Here is a 17,997-nt window from a genome sequence, read left to right as displayed (position 1 = left end):
CGATGCGCGGAACCGGCAAGGCCGATGTCTTCGTCATGCTGGCCCATCCCGTGGGCCACGCGAAAAGCCCTGGCATCTTCAACGAGATCTTCGAGCAGAAGGGGCTCGACAGTCTGATGGTGCCGCTGAGCTGCCGTCCGGAAGATTTCGATACTTTCTGGGCCGGCATCACGGCGGCGGAGAACATCCGCGGCGTGATCATCTCGGTGCCCTATAAGGTCCCGGTCTACCACAAATGCGCCGCCGCCCACGATCGCGCCACGCGCGTGCAAAGCGCGAATTCCGTGCGCCGGCAGGCGGACGGCACCTGGTATGCCGACAATTTCGACGGCGTCGGCTTCATCGACAGCTTGAAGGCCGGCGGACACCGGATCGCCGGCCGGCGCATTCTCCAGGTCGGCGCCGGCGGTGCGGGCGCCTCGCTGACCTATTGCCTCGCCGAGGAAGGCGCGACGGAGATCCGCCTCGCCGACATCGACAGGGAGCGCGCGCAAAAGCTCGCTTCGCTGGTCAGCAGGTCGTTCCCCGATTGCCGCATCGAGGTCGGCGAACCCGATCCGTCCGGAATGGACATGGCGATCAACGCGACGCCCTCCGGGCTGAAGGCCAGCGATCCGCTGCCGATGGATGTGAACAAGCTGACGCCGGAGATGACCGTGGTCGACATCATCATGGAGCCGGCCGAAACGGCCCTGCTCAAGGCGGCGAAAGAGATCGGCTGCCGCATCCAGCCCGGACGCCCGATGATGGACTTCCAGGTCGAGGCCATGGCCGCATTCTTCGACATCGAGCGAAAGGAGCGCCACAATGGCTGAGGCTTCGACCGCGGTCGTCATCGGCGGCACATCCGGGATCGGCCGCGCTATTGCGGAGCGCTTCGCCGAGGAAGGCTACCAGGTGGTCGTCGCAGGCCGGGACGCGAGCCGCGGCAAGGAAGCCGCCGAGGCCTGCGAGAGCGCCGGCGCCCAACGCGCCGTGTTTGTCCAGACCGATGTCGGCGATCCCGCTTCCGTCGAGGCGCTGGCGCAAGACGTCAGCAATGCGTTCGGCACCCCTCATGTCGTGGTCAACTGCGCCGGCATCCTGCAGAGCGGCAAGCATGTGCTCGACCAGGACCTCACCGAAGACGAGCAGATGTGGCGGATCAACTATCGCGGCACGCTGCTTGGCTGCCAGTTGTTCGGCCGGCTGATGTCGGCCGCCGGACGCGGCGCGATCCTCAATGTCGGCTCGCTCGCCTCCTTCGCGCCGCTGTCGCTTCCGGCCTACACGCCCGGAAAGCATGCGGTCCTGGCGCTCACCCAGATCCTGGCTGCCGAACTCGGCCCGCATGGAGTCCGTGTGAACGCCGTAGCGCCGGGCTATACCCTCTCCGACGGGCTGAAGGCCAGGATCGCCAAGGGCGAACGCAACCCGGAAGCGATCCAGGCCACCACCGCGCTGCGCCGCTTCGTCGAGCCGCGCGATGTCGCCGAGGCGGCGCTGTTCCTCTGCTCCGACCGTGCCGCGTCGATCACCGGCGTTACGCTGCCCGTCGATGCCGGCTGGCTCGTCCAGGCGCCGTACGCGCAGTACCTGCAGGGCAACCCCATCCGGCAGACGCCGGCAATCTGACGAGGAAGATCCAGTGGGCGATATCCAGCGCTTCGACTTCGACACCCGCATCCATCACGGCGTCATCCACAACGGAACGCTCTATCTGACCGGCCAAGTTGCCAAGCCGGGCCAGCCGGCGGCCGACCAGATGCGCGAGGTGCTCGCCAAGATCGAGGCGCTACTCGCCACGGCAGGCACCGACAAGACCCGCATCCTCCACGTCCAGATGTGGCTGGACGACGTGCGGGATTTCGACGAGGTCAATGCGGTCTGGGACGCCTGGATGCCGAAAGAGCATGCGCCGGCACGCTCTTCCGGCGAGGGGCGGATGGCCAAGCCCGGCATGCTGGTCGAACTGATCGTCACCGCGGCGGTTTGAATGGTCTCGCCGGTTCGGGCATCATCCCGAATCTGAACTTGAACGGCCCTAGTCTGGACTTGAACGGAAGGCCTGAATGACGAAGCGCAAGCCGCTTTCCACCGTCGTGGCGGAGAGCCTGGCCGAAAAAATCCGCTCCGGTGAGTTGCAGCCGGGCGCGCAACTGCCGACCGAGGCGGAGCTTTGCGCCGAATACGATGTCAGCCGCACCGTCGTGCGCGAAGCCGTGGCGCGGCTGCGCTCCGAGGGCATGGTGGTGCCGCAGCAGGGTCGCGGCATGTTCGTCAGCGAAACACCCGTGCCGCGCAATTTCTCGATCCCGGACGAGGCGCTGAGAACCTTGCCGGAAACCATCGCCTTGCTCGAACTCAGGTTGAGCGTCGAAGTCGAATCCGCCGGGCTCTGCGCCGAACGCCGCACCGACAAGGAGGCGAGCGCCATCCGTGCCATGATGGATGACATCGACGCGCAGCAGGCCGACCCGGCGGCCGTCCAGATCCACTACGACTACGATTTCCACCTCGCGATCGCCAAAGCCGCGCGCAACGAATTCATCCATGGCTTCCTGGCCTATCTCGGACCGATGATCGTGCCGCGCTTCCAGCTCGGCTATGTCGTCGAGCCGGCCCTGAAGGACAGCTATTACGCTCGCATCCACAGCGAGCACAAAGCCATCGTCGATGCCATCGAAAGACAGGACGGCGGCAAGGCCCGCCAGGCCATGCGCAAGCATCTGCACAACAGCCTCGGGCGCGTTCGCGCCCTGGCGCGGGCTTCCGGAGTCGAGGCGACCGACGCGGAGCAAAAGGCCGCCGCAGCCTCGCTCTTCACCGAAATGAAAAGGCCTGCACCAACGGCCGGGTAAGGCGCGACGGGGTCGATCTTTCGCGTCGGCACCGAATGCGACCTGCTGTGCATAGCGAAAGCCGTGTTTTTGTTCCACCGACGACCGGGAATCCTCTCCTGCGCGCCGAAGATATCATTCTCCCTTGGTTCGCAGCGTTGGAGGCCGCGCAGGCAGCGTGGAACGTTTGAACTGCCGGAAAGGCTCTCGAAAGTTTATCTTTCCTTTTTGCTGCTTTTCTTGGTTTCGCGTCACCGGTCGAGGCCGCAGACTGAAGATCAGGCAATAAGGGGAAGCCCACGTGACGACAGCCTTCATCACAGGTGCGACGAGCGGCATTGGGCGAGCCATCGCCATCGCGTTGAGCGACGCCGGCTACAACGTCTATGCGGTCGGCCGCAGCCAGGCCGCGCTCAAAGAACTGCAGGCCGAGCGTCCGGGCATCCTGCCGATCGCCGTTGACGTTACCGACCGCGAGGCTTTGGAATCGGTCCTGGCCGATCTCACAATCGATGTACTGATCAACAACGCCGGCATCATGCCGCCGCTCGGCAATTTCGCCGACATGACGATCGCAGACATCGACACCACGTTGGAGGTGAACCTCAGCGCGGCGATCCTGCTCACCCGCCTCGTCGTGCCGCAGATGCGCGAGCGCCAGTCCGGCCACATCTTGTTCACCGGCTCCACCGCCGGCCACGCGGCCTATTCCAACATCGCCGTCTATTCGGCCACCAAGGCGGCGATCTCCGGCTTTGCCGCTGCCTTGCGCGCCGACCTCTCGCCGTCCGGCATACGCGTCACCGAGATCGTCGCCGGTCGGGTCGAGACGCAGCTCTACAAAGGCATCCTCGACGCCGACGCCCGGGCGGCGATGTACGCCGGAAAAGTAGTGCAGCCGGACGACGTGGGCAGGATGGTCGTCGCTGTGCTGGCGCTCCCCGCATGGGCCGACGTTACCCGTTTCGACATCATGCCGACCTGGCCGACCTCGCCCAGCGGCACCAAGTAAGGAAAACTGCAATGAAGGATCTTTCCGTTCTGATCGTCGGCGGCGGCGCCGGCCTTGGCGCTCTTCTCGCCCGCATGGCTGTGGAGGCCGGGGCGGCAAAGATCGGCATCATCGACATCAACCAGGAAGCCGCTGAGAGCGCTCTCGACGCGGCGAAAGCCAAGGGCCTGTCCACGGCTGCCGCAGCTTGCGACATCCAGGTCGGACCGCAGTGTCACGCCGCCTTCGACGCCATTGTCGCGAAGCTCGGGCGCGTCGACACGCTGATCAATTGCGCCGCGATCTATCCTCGGCGTCCGCTCCTCGAGATCACCGACGCCGAGTGGGACGCCTCCAACGGCATCAACATCAAGGGCACGTACCACATGATGGTGGCGGCCGTTCGCCACATGCAGTCGCAAGAGCCAAAAGCGCATGTGCGTGGAAGGATCGTAAACCTCACTTCCGTCGACGCCTTCAAGGCGCATCCGCAGAACGCCCATTATGCGGCGACCAAGGCCGCCGTCGTCAGCCTCACGCGCTCCTTTGCCCATCACGTCGCCAAGGACGGGATTTTGGTGAATTCCGTCGCGCCCGCCGGCATGGCCACCGAGAAGGCCAAGGCGCTCGGTTTTCTCGAGGAATTGGCCAAGGCAAGCCCGCTCGGCCGCGGCGCCGAGCCGACCGAGATCGCCGAGTGGGTGCTCATGACCGGCGGCCCGAAGAACACCTATATGACCGGTGAAAACGTAATCGTCTCAGGCGGTTACATCTACGCCTGAATCGGTTTTCATAAGCCGGCGGCGTCTGAAATCCAGCAGTGCATGATCAACGGAGTCTCGAACGAAAGGAGGCGGACCTCACGATGACCGGCAAGCTTCGCCTTCCTTCGCTCAATGCGCTTCGCGTCTTCCACGCCGTCGCACAGCACAAGAGCTTCCGGCAGGCCGCCGACGAGCTCCTGGTGACGCCGCAAGCCGTCGGTCAGCAGATCAAGCTCCTGGAAGACACGCTGCAGGTGACGCTGTTCGAGCGCAAGGGGCGCTCGATCGAACTGACTGAGTCGGCGATCTTGCTCTCGCACTATGTCAAAGCCGGCTTCGACGAATTTTCCGAAGGCGTTCGCCGCGTCACCAAATCGAACTACCGGGACCGCATCGATCTCAACGCGAGCCCCTACTTCGCAACGCACTATCTGCTGCCCAGGCTTTCATTGTTCCGCGAGATCCTGCCGGGCGCTGACCTGCGCCTGACGACGATGGTCGACCTGCCCGATTTCGGGCGTGACGACATCGATATGACGGTGCAGTGGGGCTATGGCAACTGGCCGGACTACGAGACCACGCTGCTGGTGCCGGACCCGAAGATCATATGCTGTACCCCGGCGATCGGCGAGAAGATCAAGTCGGCGCAGGACCTGACGCGGTTCACGTTGCTCGACACCGTCAAGTCGAAGCGGCTGTGGCCCGACATATTGCGGCACCTCGGAGTGGAACTGGCTGAGGGCGACCGCAGCATCGGGTTCGATGACGCCGCCACCATGCGCCGTGCGACGCTCCAAGGCATCGGTGTCGGCCTGGTTTCCGTCATCGATGCCGAGGAGGACTTCAGGTCGGGCGCGCTGGTCGCGCCACTTGGCCGTGACGCCCTCTCGGACATGAAGCCGGAAGAAGTCCCCGGCTTCTACCTCGTCATGCCGCGCGGGCATCTGCGCGTGAAGGCGGTGGCCGCCCTGCATCGCTGGCTCGTCCAGCAGGATTGGGGCAGCGACCTCAAGCTTTCTCTGCCGAAACCGACACCGCTCTCCGATTAGGAGCGGCTTCGCGACCGAGGGCCGAAGCGCGTCTTTCGGGCCTCCAACAACAAGAACAAGTGAACCTCAACAGTGGAGACAACAAACATGAAAATGACGAAATGGGGGGCCGCAGCCATGGCCCTTGGCCTGGTTCATTTTGCGGCGCCGGCCGAGGCGGCGGGCGGCAAGACGCTGGAAACCGTGAAGGCGCGCGGCGTGCTCAACTGCACGGGCCATGACGGCTCCTATCTCGGCTTCGCCGAGGTAGACGACAAGGGCAACTGGAAGGGCATGGACATCGACCTCTGCAAGGCGGTGGCGACCGCCGTGTTCGGCGACCCGGCCAAGCTGAAGATCGTCCCGATCAGCTGGGCGCAGCGCTGGCCGTCGCTGCAGTCGGGGGACGTCGACATCATCATCAAGGCGTCGGGCGGCACGCTCAGCCGAGATACCGAGCTCGGCCTGCAATTCTCGATGTCCTATTACCTCGGAACGACCAAGGTGATGGCGCATAAGGAGCTCAACCTGAAGTCGCTCAAGGACGCCGATGGCGGCTCGATCTGCATTCCCGCGGGGACGACCATCGAGCAGCAGGTCGCGGCCTATGCGCAGAAGGTCGGGATCAAGCTGGAGCCTGTCGTCATCGAAAAGACGGAAGAGCTCGAGCAAGCATACTTCTCGGGGCGCTGCGACATGTATGCCCAGTGGGGGCCAGTTCTCGCAATCGCGCGTGTCGCCAAGGGCAAGGTCGACGACCACGTGATCCTGCCCGACGTGCTCGCCGTCGAACCCGAGGTCATGATCGTGCGGCAAGGCGACGACAACTGGGTCGACGTCGCCAACTGGACGCTCTCCGCCCTGCTCTTCGCCGAGCAGGAAGGCATCACCTCCAAAAATGTCGATGAGATCAAGGCCAAGCCCACGTCGCCGGCAGTCGCCAAGTTCCTGGGTGCCGCGCCAGGCATGGGCAAGGGTCTCGGACTTCCTGACGACTGGGCCTACAACGTGATCAAGAAGGTCGGCAACTACGGCGAGATCTTCGATCGCGATCTCGGCAAGGAGTCGCCCTACAAGATGGATCGCGAGCTCACCAACCTCTGGAACAATGGCGGCGTCCTGTTCCCGCTGGTGATCGACTGACTCCACCTCTCAACGCAGCTCGCTCTGAGCTCCGCCTGGCACCGCCAGGCGGAGCCGGCGACAATTCGGGGAAGACCATGATGGTCAGCCTGCTAAGAAATCAGAGGGTCCGCAATACGCTTTTACAGGTTCTTTATGTCGGCTCGCTTGCTGCGATGCTCCTTGCCTGCGTGATGATCGCCCGGCGGAACCTGGCGCAGCAAGGCATCACCTCCGGCTTTGACTTCCTGTTCAAGTCGACGGGCTGGGATGTCAACTTCTCGCTGCTGCCCGCCACCGCCAACGACCCCTACTGGTGGTTCTTCCTCATCGGCGTCATCAACACGCTATTCCTGGGATGCACCGGGCTGATCCTGGCGACGATCGTCGGCACCATCGTCGGCCTGGCGCGGACCTCCTCGAACGAGCTGGCGCGGCTGCTTGGCCGCACTTATGTCGACATCTTCCGCAACATCCCGCTGATCCTCCAGGTCTTCTTCTGGTACGCCGTCATCACGCATCTGCCGACGCCACGCGCCGCGCACGAGGCCTTCGGCATGCTGCTGACCAGCCGCGGCCTCTATGTGCCGGTCCCCAATGTCGGCGGCGTCGCGTTTGCGGCAGCTTTCCTTGCCGTAATCGCGGCGATCGCGCTGCCGGTTTGGCTGGGCCGGACCACGCGCCTCAGCCAACCGCCCGGCGAGCGGCTCGGCATTCAACTGACCGCGGCCGCGACGGCACTGGCCAGCGCAGTCATTGTCCTTGCGCTGGGCCGCCTGCCGGACCTGCCGCTGCTCGACTTCCCTGCCCTGCAAGGTCTCAATCTCAAGGGTGGCCTGCGCATCCCTCCCGAATTTTCCGCTTTGGCCATCGCGATCGCCATCTATGGCGGCTCCTATATCGCCGAAATCGTGCGTGGCGGCTTCAAGGCCGTCGGGAAGGGCCAGATGGAGGCCGCACTTTCGCTGGGGCTGAGCCCCTGGCGCGTGTTCACGCTGGTGCGGCTGCCGCTGGCGCTGCGTGCCATGCTGCCGATCCTCGCGAACCAGTATGTCTGGCTGATGAAGGCGACGACCATGGGCATTGCGGTGGGCTTCACCGACTTCTTCATGATCGTGGCGCTGACCATCAACCACTCCGGCCAGACGCTGGAGGCGATCGGCATCCTGATGGCGGGCTTCCTGGCGATCAATCTCAGCCTGGCAGCCGTGTTCAACCGCATCAACAAAACCATTGCCCTCAAGGGCAATCAGTTGAGGGGGTGAATGATGGAGATGGTAATTGTCGCTCCTCCTGCCCCTGGCAAGCTCGAAGACCTGAGGCGCCGTTTCTTCGCCACGCCGCTGCAGGCGCTGCTGTCGCTGATATCGCTGGCGATCATGGCTTTCGTTCTCTGGAAGCTGTTGAACTGGGCGGTGTTCTCAGCGGTGTTCACCACCAGCGGCGGGCCCGAGGCCTGCCAGGCGGCGGCAGGAGCCTGCTGGTCGGTCATTGCCGCCAGATGGCGCATCATCCTTTTCGGCCTCTATCCCTTCGAGGAGCAATGGCGCTCGGCCTTGGCCTGTGTGGCCGTCGTGGTCATGACAGTGCTGAGCTGCATCCCGGCCTTTTGGACCGGCAGCCGCATCGCGATCGTCTGGGGCGTCGGAGCGGCGCTCTACTATGTGCTGATGAAAGGCGGCGTGCTCGGCCTTCCCTATGTCGGCGAGGAAGCCTGGGGCGGGCTGGCGCTCACCCTTTTCATCTTCGTCACCACCTGCCTGATCGGCTTTCCGCTGGCGATCTGCCTGGCTCTCTTGCGCCGCTCGGAGCTGCCCTGGATATCCAGGACCACGGGCCTGATCATCGACGGAGTGCGCTCGCTGCCGCTGATCTCTATTCTCTTCACCTTCGCCGTCGTGCTGCCTTTCGCGCTGCCGCAATGGATGGCAGGCGACAAGCTGTACAGAGTCATTCTCGGCTCGGCCCTGTTCTTCTCGGCCTATCAGGCCGAGATCGTGCGCGGCGGCATGCAGGGCGTTCCGAAGGGCCAGGAAGAAGCCGCCATGGCGCTCGGCATGAGCTACTGGCAGCGCATCGGCCGCATCCTCCTGCCGCAGGCCATGCGCAACGCGCTGCCGGCGACGATCAACCAGTTCGTCATCTCGTTCAAGGAAACCTCGCTGGTGGTTATCGTCGGTTTCTTCGAGATCCTCGCTTCCGGCAATGCCGCCTACGGCACCGGCGAATGGCGCTTCGCCTATGTCGAGGTCTATGCCTTCATTGCGCTGATCTATTTCGTCTTCGTCTTCAGCCTGTCCCGCTACGGTGCTTACCTCGAGCGCCGCATGTCGGTCGGCGAACGGTAGGGAGGCGCGCAAAGTGATTTCGACGCAGTCATCCGGCGCCGCGGTTCATATCGAGAACCTGGACAAATACTACGGCTCCTTCCACGCGCTGCGGAACATAAACCTTTCCGTGAAGCGCGGAGAAAAGATCGTCGTCTGCGGCCCCTCGGGCTCCGGCAAGTCGACCATGATCCGCTGCATCAATCGGCTCGAGCAGCACAATGGCGGGCGCATCACCGTGCTCGGCACCGAGCTCAACGACGATGTCGGCAACATTGACGGGATCAGGCGCGAAGTCGGCATGGTGTTCCAGCACTTCAACCTGTTCCCGCACATGACCGTGCTGGAGAACTGCATGATCGCACCGATGATCGTGCGCAAGCGACCGCGCGCCGAGGCCGAGGCGACCGCCCGGCGCTATCTGGAGAAGGTCCGCATTCCCGAGCAGGCGACGAAGTTTCCCGGACAGCTCTCCGGGGGCCAGCAGCAGCGGGTGGCCATTGCGCGCGCCCTTTGCATGCAGCCGCAGCTCATGCTGTTCGACGAGCCGACCTCGGCGCTCGACCCGGAAATGATCGCCGAAGTGCTGGACGTCATGGTGACCCTTGCTTCGGAAGGCATGACGATGATCTGTGTCACGCACGAGATGGGCTTCGCGCGCCGCGTCGCCGACCGCGTCATTTTCATGGACCGCGGCGAGATCGTCGAGGAGGCGCCGCCGGAGCAGTTCTTCACCTCTTGCCGGAACGAGCGCACCCGGCAATTTCTGTCGCAGGTGCTGGGTCATTGAGCCAGAGCCAGCTGCTGTCTATACGCGGCGTGCCACACATCGCAGGTATCGCAATGACCGATCCCGTCACCGCTTTGCGCGAGATTCTCGGACCGAAAGGCTGGCTTTCGGGCACCGACGCCGAGCCTTATCAGCGCGACTGGCTGAACCGCTATGGCGTCGCGCCTTTGGGAGTTGCCAGACCCGCGAGCACGGCCGAAGTTGCGGCAGTGGTCAAGGCATGCCGGGTGGCCGGCGTGGCCGTGATTCCGCAAGGCGGAAACACCGGCCTGTGCGGCGGCGCCGTCGCCGATCGGGCGAACGCGGTGATCGTCTCGCTTTCGCGCATGACGGCAATAGGCGAACCGGATCCGGAGAGCGGGTCGATTGCGGTTGACGCGGGCGTTGTGCTCGCCGCGTTGCACGACGCGCTGGAGCCGCATGGCCTGATGTTCCCGATGCATCTCGGCGCCGAAGGCAGCGCCAGGATCGGCGGCCTGATCGGCACCAATGCCGGCGGCAGCCAGGCGTTTCGCTATGGCATGATGCAGGACCTTGTGCTCGGCCTCGAAGTCGTGACCCCGGACGGCGCGGTATGGGACGGCCTTCGCGCGGTGCAGAAGGACAATGCCGGCTATCAGCTGCGCAAGCTGTTCTGCGGTGCCGAAGGCACGCTCGGCATCGTCACGCGCGCTGTCCTCAGGCTCTATCCCACCCCAAAACAACAGGCGAGCGCGCTTCTGGTGATGTCCGACTTCGCCGCGGCCGTTTCCTTCGGCACCTATCTGCGCGGCGAGGCCGGCGAGTTCCTTGCCGGGCTCGAATTCTTCTCCGATGTCGGCCTGACGCTGGCGCTCAAGCATCTGCCTGATCTCGCCTACCAGCTGGAAACACGAGGCGACGTCTACCTGCTCGTCGAACTGGCGTCAGGTTCGGCGCGCGTTCCGCTGGAGGATATCCTCGCTTCGGCACTGGAATGGGGTATGGAGGAAGGTCTGGTCGTGGATGGCGCGCTGGCCAATTCGGGCGCGCAGCGGGCGCAATTCTGGCGGCTGCGCGAGGAACAACCCGAGGGGCAGCGGCTGGAAGGCGAACAGTTGAAGCACGACATCTCGGTGCCGCCGGGCGCCATCGCCCGATTCATCGAGACCGGCGCCGGGATTTGCGACGACATCCTGCCCGGCGTGCGGATCAACCCATTCGGGCATCTCGGCGACGGCAACATCCACTACAATCTGTCGCCGCCGGAAGGCCGCGCCGATTTCGACGGCAAGGCGGGACAATTTGCCGAGGCGCTGGCTGCGCTCGCTACCGAGATGGGGGGCAGCTTCGCGGCGGAACATGGGCTTGGGCGCGCCAAGATCGCCATGGCCGAGCGGAATCGCAGTTCTGTGGAGCGGGAACTCATGGCGCGGCTGAAGGGCGCGTTCGACCCGCAGGGCACGATGAATCCCGGCGTCCTGGTTCGAATTGCAGAATAAAGAAAAACTTTCGAATGGATCGCATTTCTTGATTTCGCGTCGGCCCGCCAGAGTGCAGGTATAAGTTCGAAAGGCAGGCTCCGTCTGCTTGCCACCAGCGTAAGAGGATGCCGAAGCATGGTCCGCAATGGCGGTCGCCTTCTTGTCGAGTGCCTGATCTCGCTTGGCGCGACCAAGAGCTTCGGCGTTCCCGGCGAAAGCTATCTCGCCGTTCTCGACGCGCTGCACGACACGCGTGGAAAGCTGGACTACGTGCTCTGCCGCAATGAGGGCGGTGCGGCTTTCATGGCTTCCGCCTACGGCAAGCTGACGGGCACGCCGGGCATCTGCTTTGTGACGCGCGGCCCGGGCGTGACCAATGCCAGCATCGGCGTGCACACCGCCATGCAGGACAGTTCGCCGATGATCCTCTTCGTCGGCCAGGTCGGCACCGACATCAAAGGCCGCGAAGCCTTCCAGGAAATAGACTACCGGGCGGTGTATGGAACCGTCGCAAAATGGGCGGTCGAGATCGATGACGTCGATCGCCTTCCCGAAATCGTGGCGCGGGCCTGGACCGCCGCTTTGACCGGACGCCCCGGCCCCGTGGTGGTCGCGCTGCCGGAAGACATGCTGACGGCCATGACCGAAGCCGCGCCGCTCGGCGGGCCGGCGCCTATCTTCGAAGCGGCGCCGGCACAGGAGGCAATTGCGTCGGTATTGAAGATGCTTGCCGCCGCCGAAAATCCGGTGCTGCTGATGGGCGGCGCCAACTGGACGGCTGACGGACGCGCGGCGCTTCAGGCTTTCGCCGAAGCCTCCGATATCCCGGTCGTGACAGCCTTCCGGTATCAGGACCAGTTCGACAACCATTCGCCGGTGTTCGTCGGCGAGGCCGGCGTCGGGATGGTGCCGCATGTGAAAAACTTGATCCGCGACGCGGACGTGATCCTCGCCGTCAATGTCCGCTTCGGCGAGATGACGACCGACGGCTACACCCTGCTCGAAGTTCCCGTACCGCGCCAGAAGCTGATCCACGTGCACGGCTCCGATCGCGAGATCGGCAAGATCTATGTGCCCACGATCGGTATCCATTCCGGTCCGAACGCCTTCGCCAAGGCGCTCACCCCGATCAAGGGTTCTTGGGCCGACTGGCGCACGACGGCACGCAAGGCCTATGAAGGCACGTTCGCTGCGCCCGTGCAGCCCGGCCCGGTCGACATGGTCGCGGTCAGCACCTGGCTGCGCGAGACGCTGCCGCCCGACGTCATCCTCACCAACGGCGCCGGCAATTTCACCGTGTGGCCGAACAAGTTCTTCAAGTTTGGACCGCAAGCGCGCCTGCTTGCGCCGCAATCCGGCGCCATGGGCTATGGCCTGCCGGCCGCGATCGCGGCCAAGGTCGCATACCCGCAACGCACCGTGGTCTGCTTTGCCGGTGACGGCGACTTCCAGATGAACTGCCAGGAACTCGGAACCGCCATGCAGGCCGGCGCGCAGCCGATCGTGCTGATCGTCAACAATGGCATATACGGCACCATCCGTGCCCATCAGGAGCGCAACTATCCGGCTCGCGTCTCCGGAACCTCGCTCGAGAATCCCGACTTCGTGGCGCTGGCGAAGGCCTATGGCTTTCACGCCGAGCGGGTCGAATCCACGGGGGATTTCGCGGCGGCGTTCGAGCGGGCGCTTAGCTCGACGACCGGCGCCGTCCTCGACATCGCCATCTCGCCCGAAGCGATAACGCCCCGGCAGACCCTCTCTCAGATGCGCGACGCCGCGCTCGCTTCCCAGAAGGCCAAGTCATGACCTCCAGAACTGACGACATCCGTCTCGGCGCGGACATCGGCGGCACCTTCACCGACATCGCCCTTGATGTCCGAGGGACGATGTTTTCGACCAAGGTGCTGACCAACTATGCGGCTCCCGAGCAGGCGATCCTCGACGGCATCGCCATCGTCATTCGCGACGCCGGAATTTCTCCGTCCGAGATCGGCATCATCATCCACGGCACGACACTCGCCACCAACGCGCTGATTGAGCGCCGTGGCGCGAAGACCGCGCTGGTCACGACGGAAGGGTTCCGCGACGTGATCGAGATGCGAACGGAAAACCGCTTCGAGCAGTATGATCTGAACCTGCAACTGCCGACGCCGCTGATCCCGCGCGAGGATCGCTTCACCGTCAAGGGCCGCATCGGCGCGGAAGGCCAGGAGCTGCAGCCGCTCGACGAAGCCGCTCTGGAAGAGATCGCCGACCGCATCGCGGCGGGCGGTTTCGGCTCGGTGGCGATCGGCTTCATCCATGCCTATGCCAACCCCGACCACGAGCGCCGGGCGCGCGAGATCCTTGCCAGAAAACTCGGCATCCCGATCTCGATCAGCGCCGAAGTCTCGCCGCAGATGCGCGAGTTCGAACGCTTCAACACGGTCTGCGCCAACGCCTATGTGCGGCCGCAGATGGCCGACTATCTCGCCCGCCTGCAGACGCGCCTGAAGGACATGGGCGCCGATTGCCCCGTCTTCATGATCCATTCCGGCGGCGGCCTGATCTCGGTGGAGACCGCTTCGGAATTTCCGGTCCGGCTGGTCGAATCCGGCCCGGCGGGCGGCGCGATCTTCGCCGCAGACATCGCCAGGCGCTTTGGTCTTGAGAAGGTCGTCTCCTACGACATGGGCGGAACCACCGCCAAAATCTGCCTGATCGAGGACTATGCGCCGCGCACGGCGAGAACCTTCGAAGTGGCGCGCACCTACCGCTTCTCGAAGGGCTCGGGCATGCCGATCTCCATCCCGGTTATCGAGATGATCGAGATCGGCGCCGGCGGCGGTTCCATCGCCTGGGTCGACGCCATGGGCCGTATCCAGACCGGGCCGGAGAGTGCCGGCTCGGAGCCGGGGCCGGCCTGCTACGGGCGCGGCGGCAAGCGTCCGGCGATCACGGATGCCGATCTCGTGCTCGGCAAGCTCGACCCCGACAATTTCGCCGGCGGAGCGATCAAGCTGGACAGCACTGCGTCCGAGCAGGTGATTCTGCGCGATGTCGGCGAGCGGCTGTCGCTCGATGCCATGTCGACGGCCTTCGGCATCTGCGAGGTAGTGGACGAGAACATGGCCAATGCCGCCCGCGTCCATGCGGTCGAGAACGGCAAGAACATATCCGACAATCTGATGATTGCCTTCGGCGGCGCCGCCCCGCTTCACGCGGCGAGACTGTGCGAAAAGCTCGGCATCGACCAGTGCATCGTTCCGCGCGGCGCCGGCGTCGGCTCGGCGATCGGCTTCCTCAAGGCGCCGTTCGGCTACGAGGCGCTGGCCTCGAAGCTGACGCGCCTGTCGCGGTTCCAGCCTGCCGAAGTGAATGCCCTGCTCGCCGATCTCAAGGCCTCCGCCGAGGGTTTTGTGCGCGGCGGCGCCAGCGGCAGGATCGTCTGCGAAATCACCGCCTTCATGCGCTATGCCGGCCAGGGCTGGGAAATCCCCGTGCCGGTGGCAGACGAGCCGTTCGGCGACGATGCCGTTTCAGAACTCAAGGCGTTGTTCGAGGAGAATTACCAGCGCTTCTTCGGCCGCGCCATCGAGGGGCTCGACGGACTGGAAATCGAGATCGTCACCTGGTCGGTCAAGGCGACGGATGTCCGTCCCGCCGTCGCCAGGCACGAGCTCACAACTGGCAAGAAGACGAGCGAACTCAAAACGACCCGCGAGGTGTTCGATCCGGTCAGCGGCGCGCCGCGCAGCTACGGCATCGTCGAGCGCGACACGCTCCGCCCCGGCGATCGGATCGCGGGCCCCGCGGTCATCGTCGAGCGCGAAACTTCCACCGTCGTCACCACCAGCTTCGACGCCGTCATCCAGAGCGACGGCGCGATCCTCCTGATCCGCAAAGGCAGCCAGGCATGAGCGATATTGGCGAAATCCGCATGCAGGTCATGTGGAACCGGTTGATCTCGGTCGTCGAGGAGCAGGCGCTCACCCTGCTGCGCACCGCCTTCTCGACTTCGGTGCGCGAATCCGGCGACCTGTCGGCTGGCGTGTTCGACCCGCGCGGCCAGATGCTTGCGCAGGCAGTCACCGGCACGCCGGGCCACGTCAACACCATGGCCGAGGCGGTGCTGCATTTCATGCACGAAATCCCGCGCGACCAGATGTTCGAAGGCGACACTTACGTCACCAACGATCCCTGGCAGGGCACCGGCCACCTGCACGACATCACCATGGTGTCCCCGTCCTTCCTCAACGGCGAGCTGGTCGCCTTCTTCGCCTGCACGGCGCATGTCGTCGATGTCGGCGGGCGCGGCTTCGGCGCCGACGGCAAGTCGGTCTACGAGGAAGGCATCCAGATCCCGATCATGAAGTTCGCGGAAAAGGGCAAGGTCAATCTCGATCTGGTCAGGATCCTGCGCGCCAATGTCCGCGAGCCCAACCAGGTGGTCGGCGATTTCTATTCGCTCGCTGCCTGCAACGAGGTCGGGCACCGGCGCCTCGTCGACATGATGAAGGAGATCGGCCTGACCTCGCTGGATGGGTTAGGCGATTTCATCTTCTCGCGCACCCGCGACGCCATGCTGGAACGCATCGAGGCGCTGCCCAAGGGAAGCTGGTCGAACGAGCTGGTGACCGACGGCTACGACGAGCCGGTGAAACTCGCGGCCACGGTGTCGGTCCGCGAGGACCATGTCGAGGTCGACTTCACCGGCACCGACCCAATGAGCCGCTGGGGCATCAACTGCCCGATCATCTACAGCAAGGCCTATGCCTGCTATGCGCTGAAATGCATGGTGGCGCCCGACATCCCGAACAATGCCGCCTCGCTCGCCTTCTTCACCGTGTCGTCGCCGGTCAACATCCTGAATGCCGTGCGGCCGGCCCCGGTGGCGTTGAGGCACATCTTCGGCCACATGGTGCCCGATCTGGTACTTGGCGCGTTTTCCAAGGCGTTGCCCGGAAAGATCCTCGCCGAAGGCGCCGGCGCGCTGTGGAACATCCACATTTCGGCGCGGCCCGTCGCCGGCGCGTCCGGCCGCCGCGCCGAAGTGCTGATGTTCAACTCCGGTGGCATGGGCGCGCGGCCCGAGCTCGACGGCTTGTCGGCGACGGCCTTCCCGTCCGGTGTCCATACGATGCCGATCGAGGCGACGGAGCATACCGGTCCGATCGTGATCTGGCGCAAGGAGCTGCGGCCGAATTCCGGCGGCGACGGCGAGTTCCGCGGCGGCCTGGGTCAGATCATCGAGATCGCCGCGACCGACGGCCACGACTTCGACTTCTCCGCCATGTTCGACCGCGTGAACCATCCCCCCCGCGGACGCAATGGCGGCGAGCCCGGCGTCGCCGGCGTGGTCAAGCTCGACGACGGCACAAAGATGCGCCCCAAGGGCTGGCAGCACGTGCCCGCCGGGCGGCGGCTGATCCTCGAACTGCCGGGCGGCGGCGGCTATGGCGATCCGGCCAAGCGCAGCGCCGCCGCGCGGGCCAACGACCGATCCAAGGGTTACATCTCGGAGAACGACCAATGAGTTACGTTGCCTCGCGCCTCTCGGCGGTGAAGCCTTCGGCTTCCATGGCGGCTTCGCAGGCCGCCAAGGCGCTGCGCGCCAAGGGAGTGGACGTGATCGACCTCGGGTTGGGCGAACCCGATTTCCCGACCCCGCTTCACATCATCGATGCCGCGCATTTTGCCGCCAAGGCCGGACAGACGCTCTACACCGCCGCCGCGGGCACCATCGAAGTGCGCGAAGCCGTCGCCGGCAAATTCCGCCGCGAGAACAGCCTGGACTACACGGCCGACGACATCGTGGTCGCCAACGGCGCCAAGCAGATCATCTTCAACGCGCTGATGGCGACGCTGGAGCCAGGCGACGAGGCGATCCTGCCGGCGCCCTATTTCGTCTCCTATCCGGAAATGGTGAAGCTGCTCGGCGGCACGCCCGTCGTCGTCGAATGCCCGGAGACCACAGGCTTCCGGCTGACGCCGGCGCTGCTGGAAAAGGCAATCACGTCAAGGACAAAGTGGCTTTTCCTCAACATGCCCGGCAACCCGTCCGGTGCGGTCTATTCCGCGTCCGATCTCAAGGCGCTGGGCGCGGTCCTGGCAAAACACCCTCAGGTGCTGGTCCTTTCCGACGAGATCTACGAGCACATCCTCTTCGACGGACGCGAATTCGTCTCCTTCGGCAAGGGCTGCCCCGAGCTCAAGAACCGCACCCTGATCGTCAACGGCGTCTCGAAGTCCTACGCCATGACCGGCTGGCGCGTCGGCTACGCAGCCGGCCCCGCGCCACTCATCAAGGCGATGTCGACGATCCAGAGCCAGTCCTGCACCTCGGTGTGCTCGATCGCACAAGCCGCGACCGTCGCCGCCCTCAGCGGTCCGCAGGATGAAGTCGCGCGCTTCCGGCAGGCCTTCGAGGCGCGCCGCAACCTGGTAGTGGACGGCATCAGGAAGATAAACGGACTGACGTTGTCGCCGCCGGAAGGCGCCTTCTACGCCTATATCGGCTGCGCCAGCCTGATCGGCCGCAAGACGCCCAAGGGCGTCGTCCTGGGGGATGACGCGGCCGTGGCCAACTATCTTCTCAACGAAGGACGCGTGGCGTCGGTGCCGGGCGTCGCCTATGGACTGTCACCCTATTTCCGCATCTCGACGGCGACTGGCGAAGGGGTGCTGGCCGAGGCGATCTCGCGGATCAATGCCGCCGTCGCGCAAGTGGAGTAA

The 17,997-nt window shown here is 64.7% G+C and carries 16 protein-coding genes; all 16 read left to right on the top strand.

All coding sequences use genetic code 11. The features are described 5' to 3' along the window. The first annotated feature begins 2 nt into the window (after positions 1–2). Complete coding sequence (locus CK215_RS17235; protein WP_095831622.1) at positions 3–815, top strand: shikimate dehydrogenase; 813 nt, start codon at positions 3–5, stop codon at positions 813–815. Continuing rightward, the gene (locus CK215_RS17230) at positions 808–1,614 is read left to right on the top strand and encodes an SDR family oxidoreductase (protein WP_095831621.1); all 807 of its coding nucleotides are present in this window, start codon (positions 808–810) and stop codon (positions 1,612–1,614) included. The genes CK215_RS17235 and CK215_RS17230 overlap by 8 nt, the downstream gene beginning before the upstream one ends. A 13-nt stretch (positions 1,615–1,627) precedes the next feature. Next, the gene (locus CK215_RS17225) at positions 1,628–1,975 is read left to right on the top strand and encodes a RidA family protein (protein WP_095831620.1); all 348 of its coding nucleotides are present in this window, start codon (positions 1,628–1,630) and stop codon (positions 1,973–1,975) included. A gap of 76 nt (positions 1,976–2,051) precedes the next feature. After that, a complete protein-coding gene (locus tag CK215_RS17220) occupies positions 2,052–2,840 on the top strand; it encodes a FadR/GntR family transcriptional regulator (protein WP_164757237.1) in 789 nt (262 codons plus the stop codon). Positions 2,841–3,120: 280 nt separating this feature from the next. Next, positions 3,121–3,831, top strand: a complete 711-nt coding sequence (locus tag CK215_RS17215; protein WP_095831619.1) for an SDR family oxidoreductase — start codon at positions 3,121–3,123, stop codon at positions 3,829–3,831. A gap of 11 nt (positions 3,832–3,842) precedes the next feature. Next, complete coding sequence (locus CK215_RS17210; RefSeq protein ID WP_095831618.1) at positions 3,843–4,592, top strand: SDR family oxidoreductase; 750 nt, start codon at positions 3,843–3,845, stop codon at positions 4,590–4,592. Between the two features lie 83 nt (positions 4,593–4,675). Beyond that, positions 4,676–5,623, top strand: a complete 948-nt coding sequence (locus CK215_RS17205) for a LysR substrate-binding domain-containing protein (RefSeq protein WP_095831617.1) — start codon at positions 4,676–4,678, stop codon at positions 5,621–5,623. 87 nt (positions 5,624–5,710) lie between these two features. Continuing rightward, entirely contained in the window at positions 5,711–6,745 is a 1,035-nt protein-coding gene (locus tag CK215_RS17200) for an amino acid ABC transporter substrate-binding protein (RefSeq protein ID WP_082980382.1), read from the top strand. Positions 6,746–6,822: 77 nt separating this feature from the next. Continuing rightward, positions 6,823–7,989, top strand: coding sequence for an ABC transporter permease subunit (locus CK215_RS17195; protein ID WP_245418722.1), 1,167 nt, complete (start codon positions 6,823–6,825; stop codon positions 7,987–7,989). Next, positions 7,990–9,072 carry an amino acid ABC transporter permease gene (locus CK215_RS17190; RefSeq protein ID WP_245418721.1) on the top strand — a complete coding sequence of 361 codons (1,083 nt, stop codon included), beginning with the start codon at positions 7,990–7,992 and terminating at the stop codon, positions 9,070–9,072. It abuts the gene before it with no gap. Positions 9,073–9,085: 13 nt separating this feature from the next. Then, positions 9,086–9,841: an amino acid ABC transporter ATP-binding protein gene (locus CK215_RS17185; protein ID WP_095831616.1), complete on the top strand. Its 756-nt coding sequence runs from the start codon at positions 9,086–9,088 to the stop codon at positions 9,839–9,841. Positions 9,842–9,894: 53 nt separating this feature from the next. Beyond that, positions 9,895–11,301, top strand: coding sequence for an FAD-binding oxidoreductase (locus CK215_RS17180; RefSeq protein WP_095831615.1), 1,407 nt, complete (start codon positions 9,895–9,897; stop codon positions 11,299–11,301). Between the two features lie 117 nt (positions 11,302–11,418). Then, the gene (locus CK215_RS17175) at positions 11,419–13,089 is read left to right on the top strand and encodes a thiamine pyrophosphate-binding protein (protein WP_095831614.1); all 1,671 of its coding nucleotides are present in this window, start codon (positions 11,419–11,421) and stop codon (positions 13,087–13,089) included. Next, on the top strand, positions 13,086–15,182 hold the full coding sequence (locus tag CK215_RS17170; RefSeq protein WP_095831613.1) for a hydantoinase/oxoprolinase family protein: 2,097 nt from the start codon (positions 13,086–13,088) through the stop codon (positions 15,180–15,182). The genes CK215_RS17175 and CK215_RS17170 overlap by 4 nt, the downstream gene beginning before the upstream one ends. Continuing rightward, on the top strand, positions 15,179–16,798 hold the full coding sequence (locus CK215_RS17165; RefSeq protein WP_095831612.1) for a hydantoinase B/oxoprolinase family protein: 1,620 nt from the start codon (positions 15,179–15,181) through the stop codon (positions 16,796–16,798). Before CK215_RS17170 ends, CK215_RS17165 begins: the two co-directional genes overlap by 4 nt. Continuing rightward, a complete protein-coding gene (locus CK215_RS17160) occupies positions 16,795–17,997 on the top strand; it encodes a pyridoxal phosphate-dependent aminotransferase (protein ID WP_095831611.1) in 1,203 nt (400 codons plus the stop codon). The genes CK215_RS17165 and CK215_RS17160 overlap by 4 nt, the downstream gene beginning before the upstream one ends.

This window comes from Mesorhizobium sp. WSM3864 (assembly GCF_002294955.1).
Classification (GTDB): Bacteria; Pseudomonadota; Alphaproteobacteria; order Rhizobiales; family Rhizobiaceae; genus Mesorhizobium.
The sequence above is the reverse complement of the archived record's forward strand: the minus strand, read 5'-3'. Positions and strand labels throughout refer to the sequence as shown.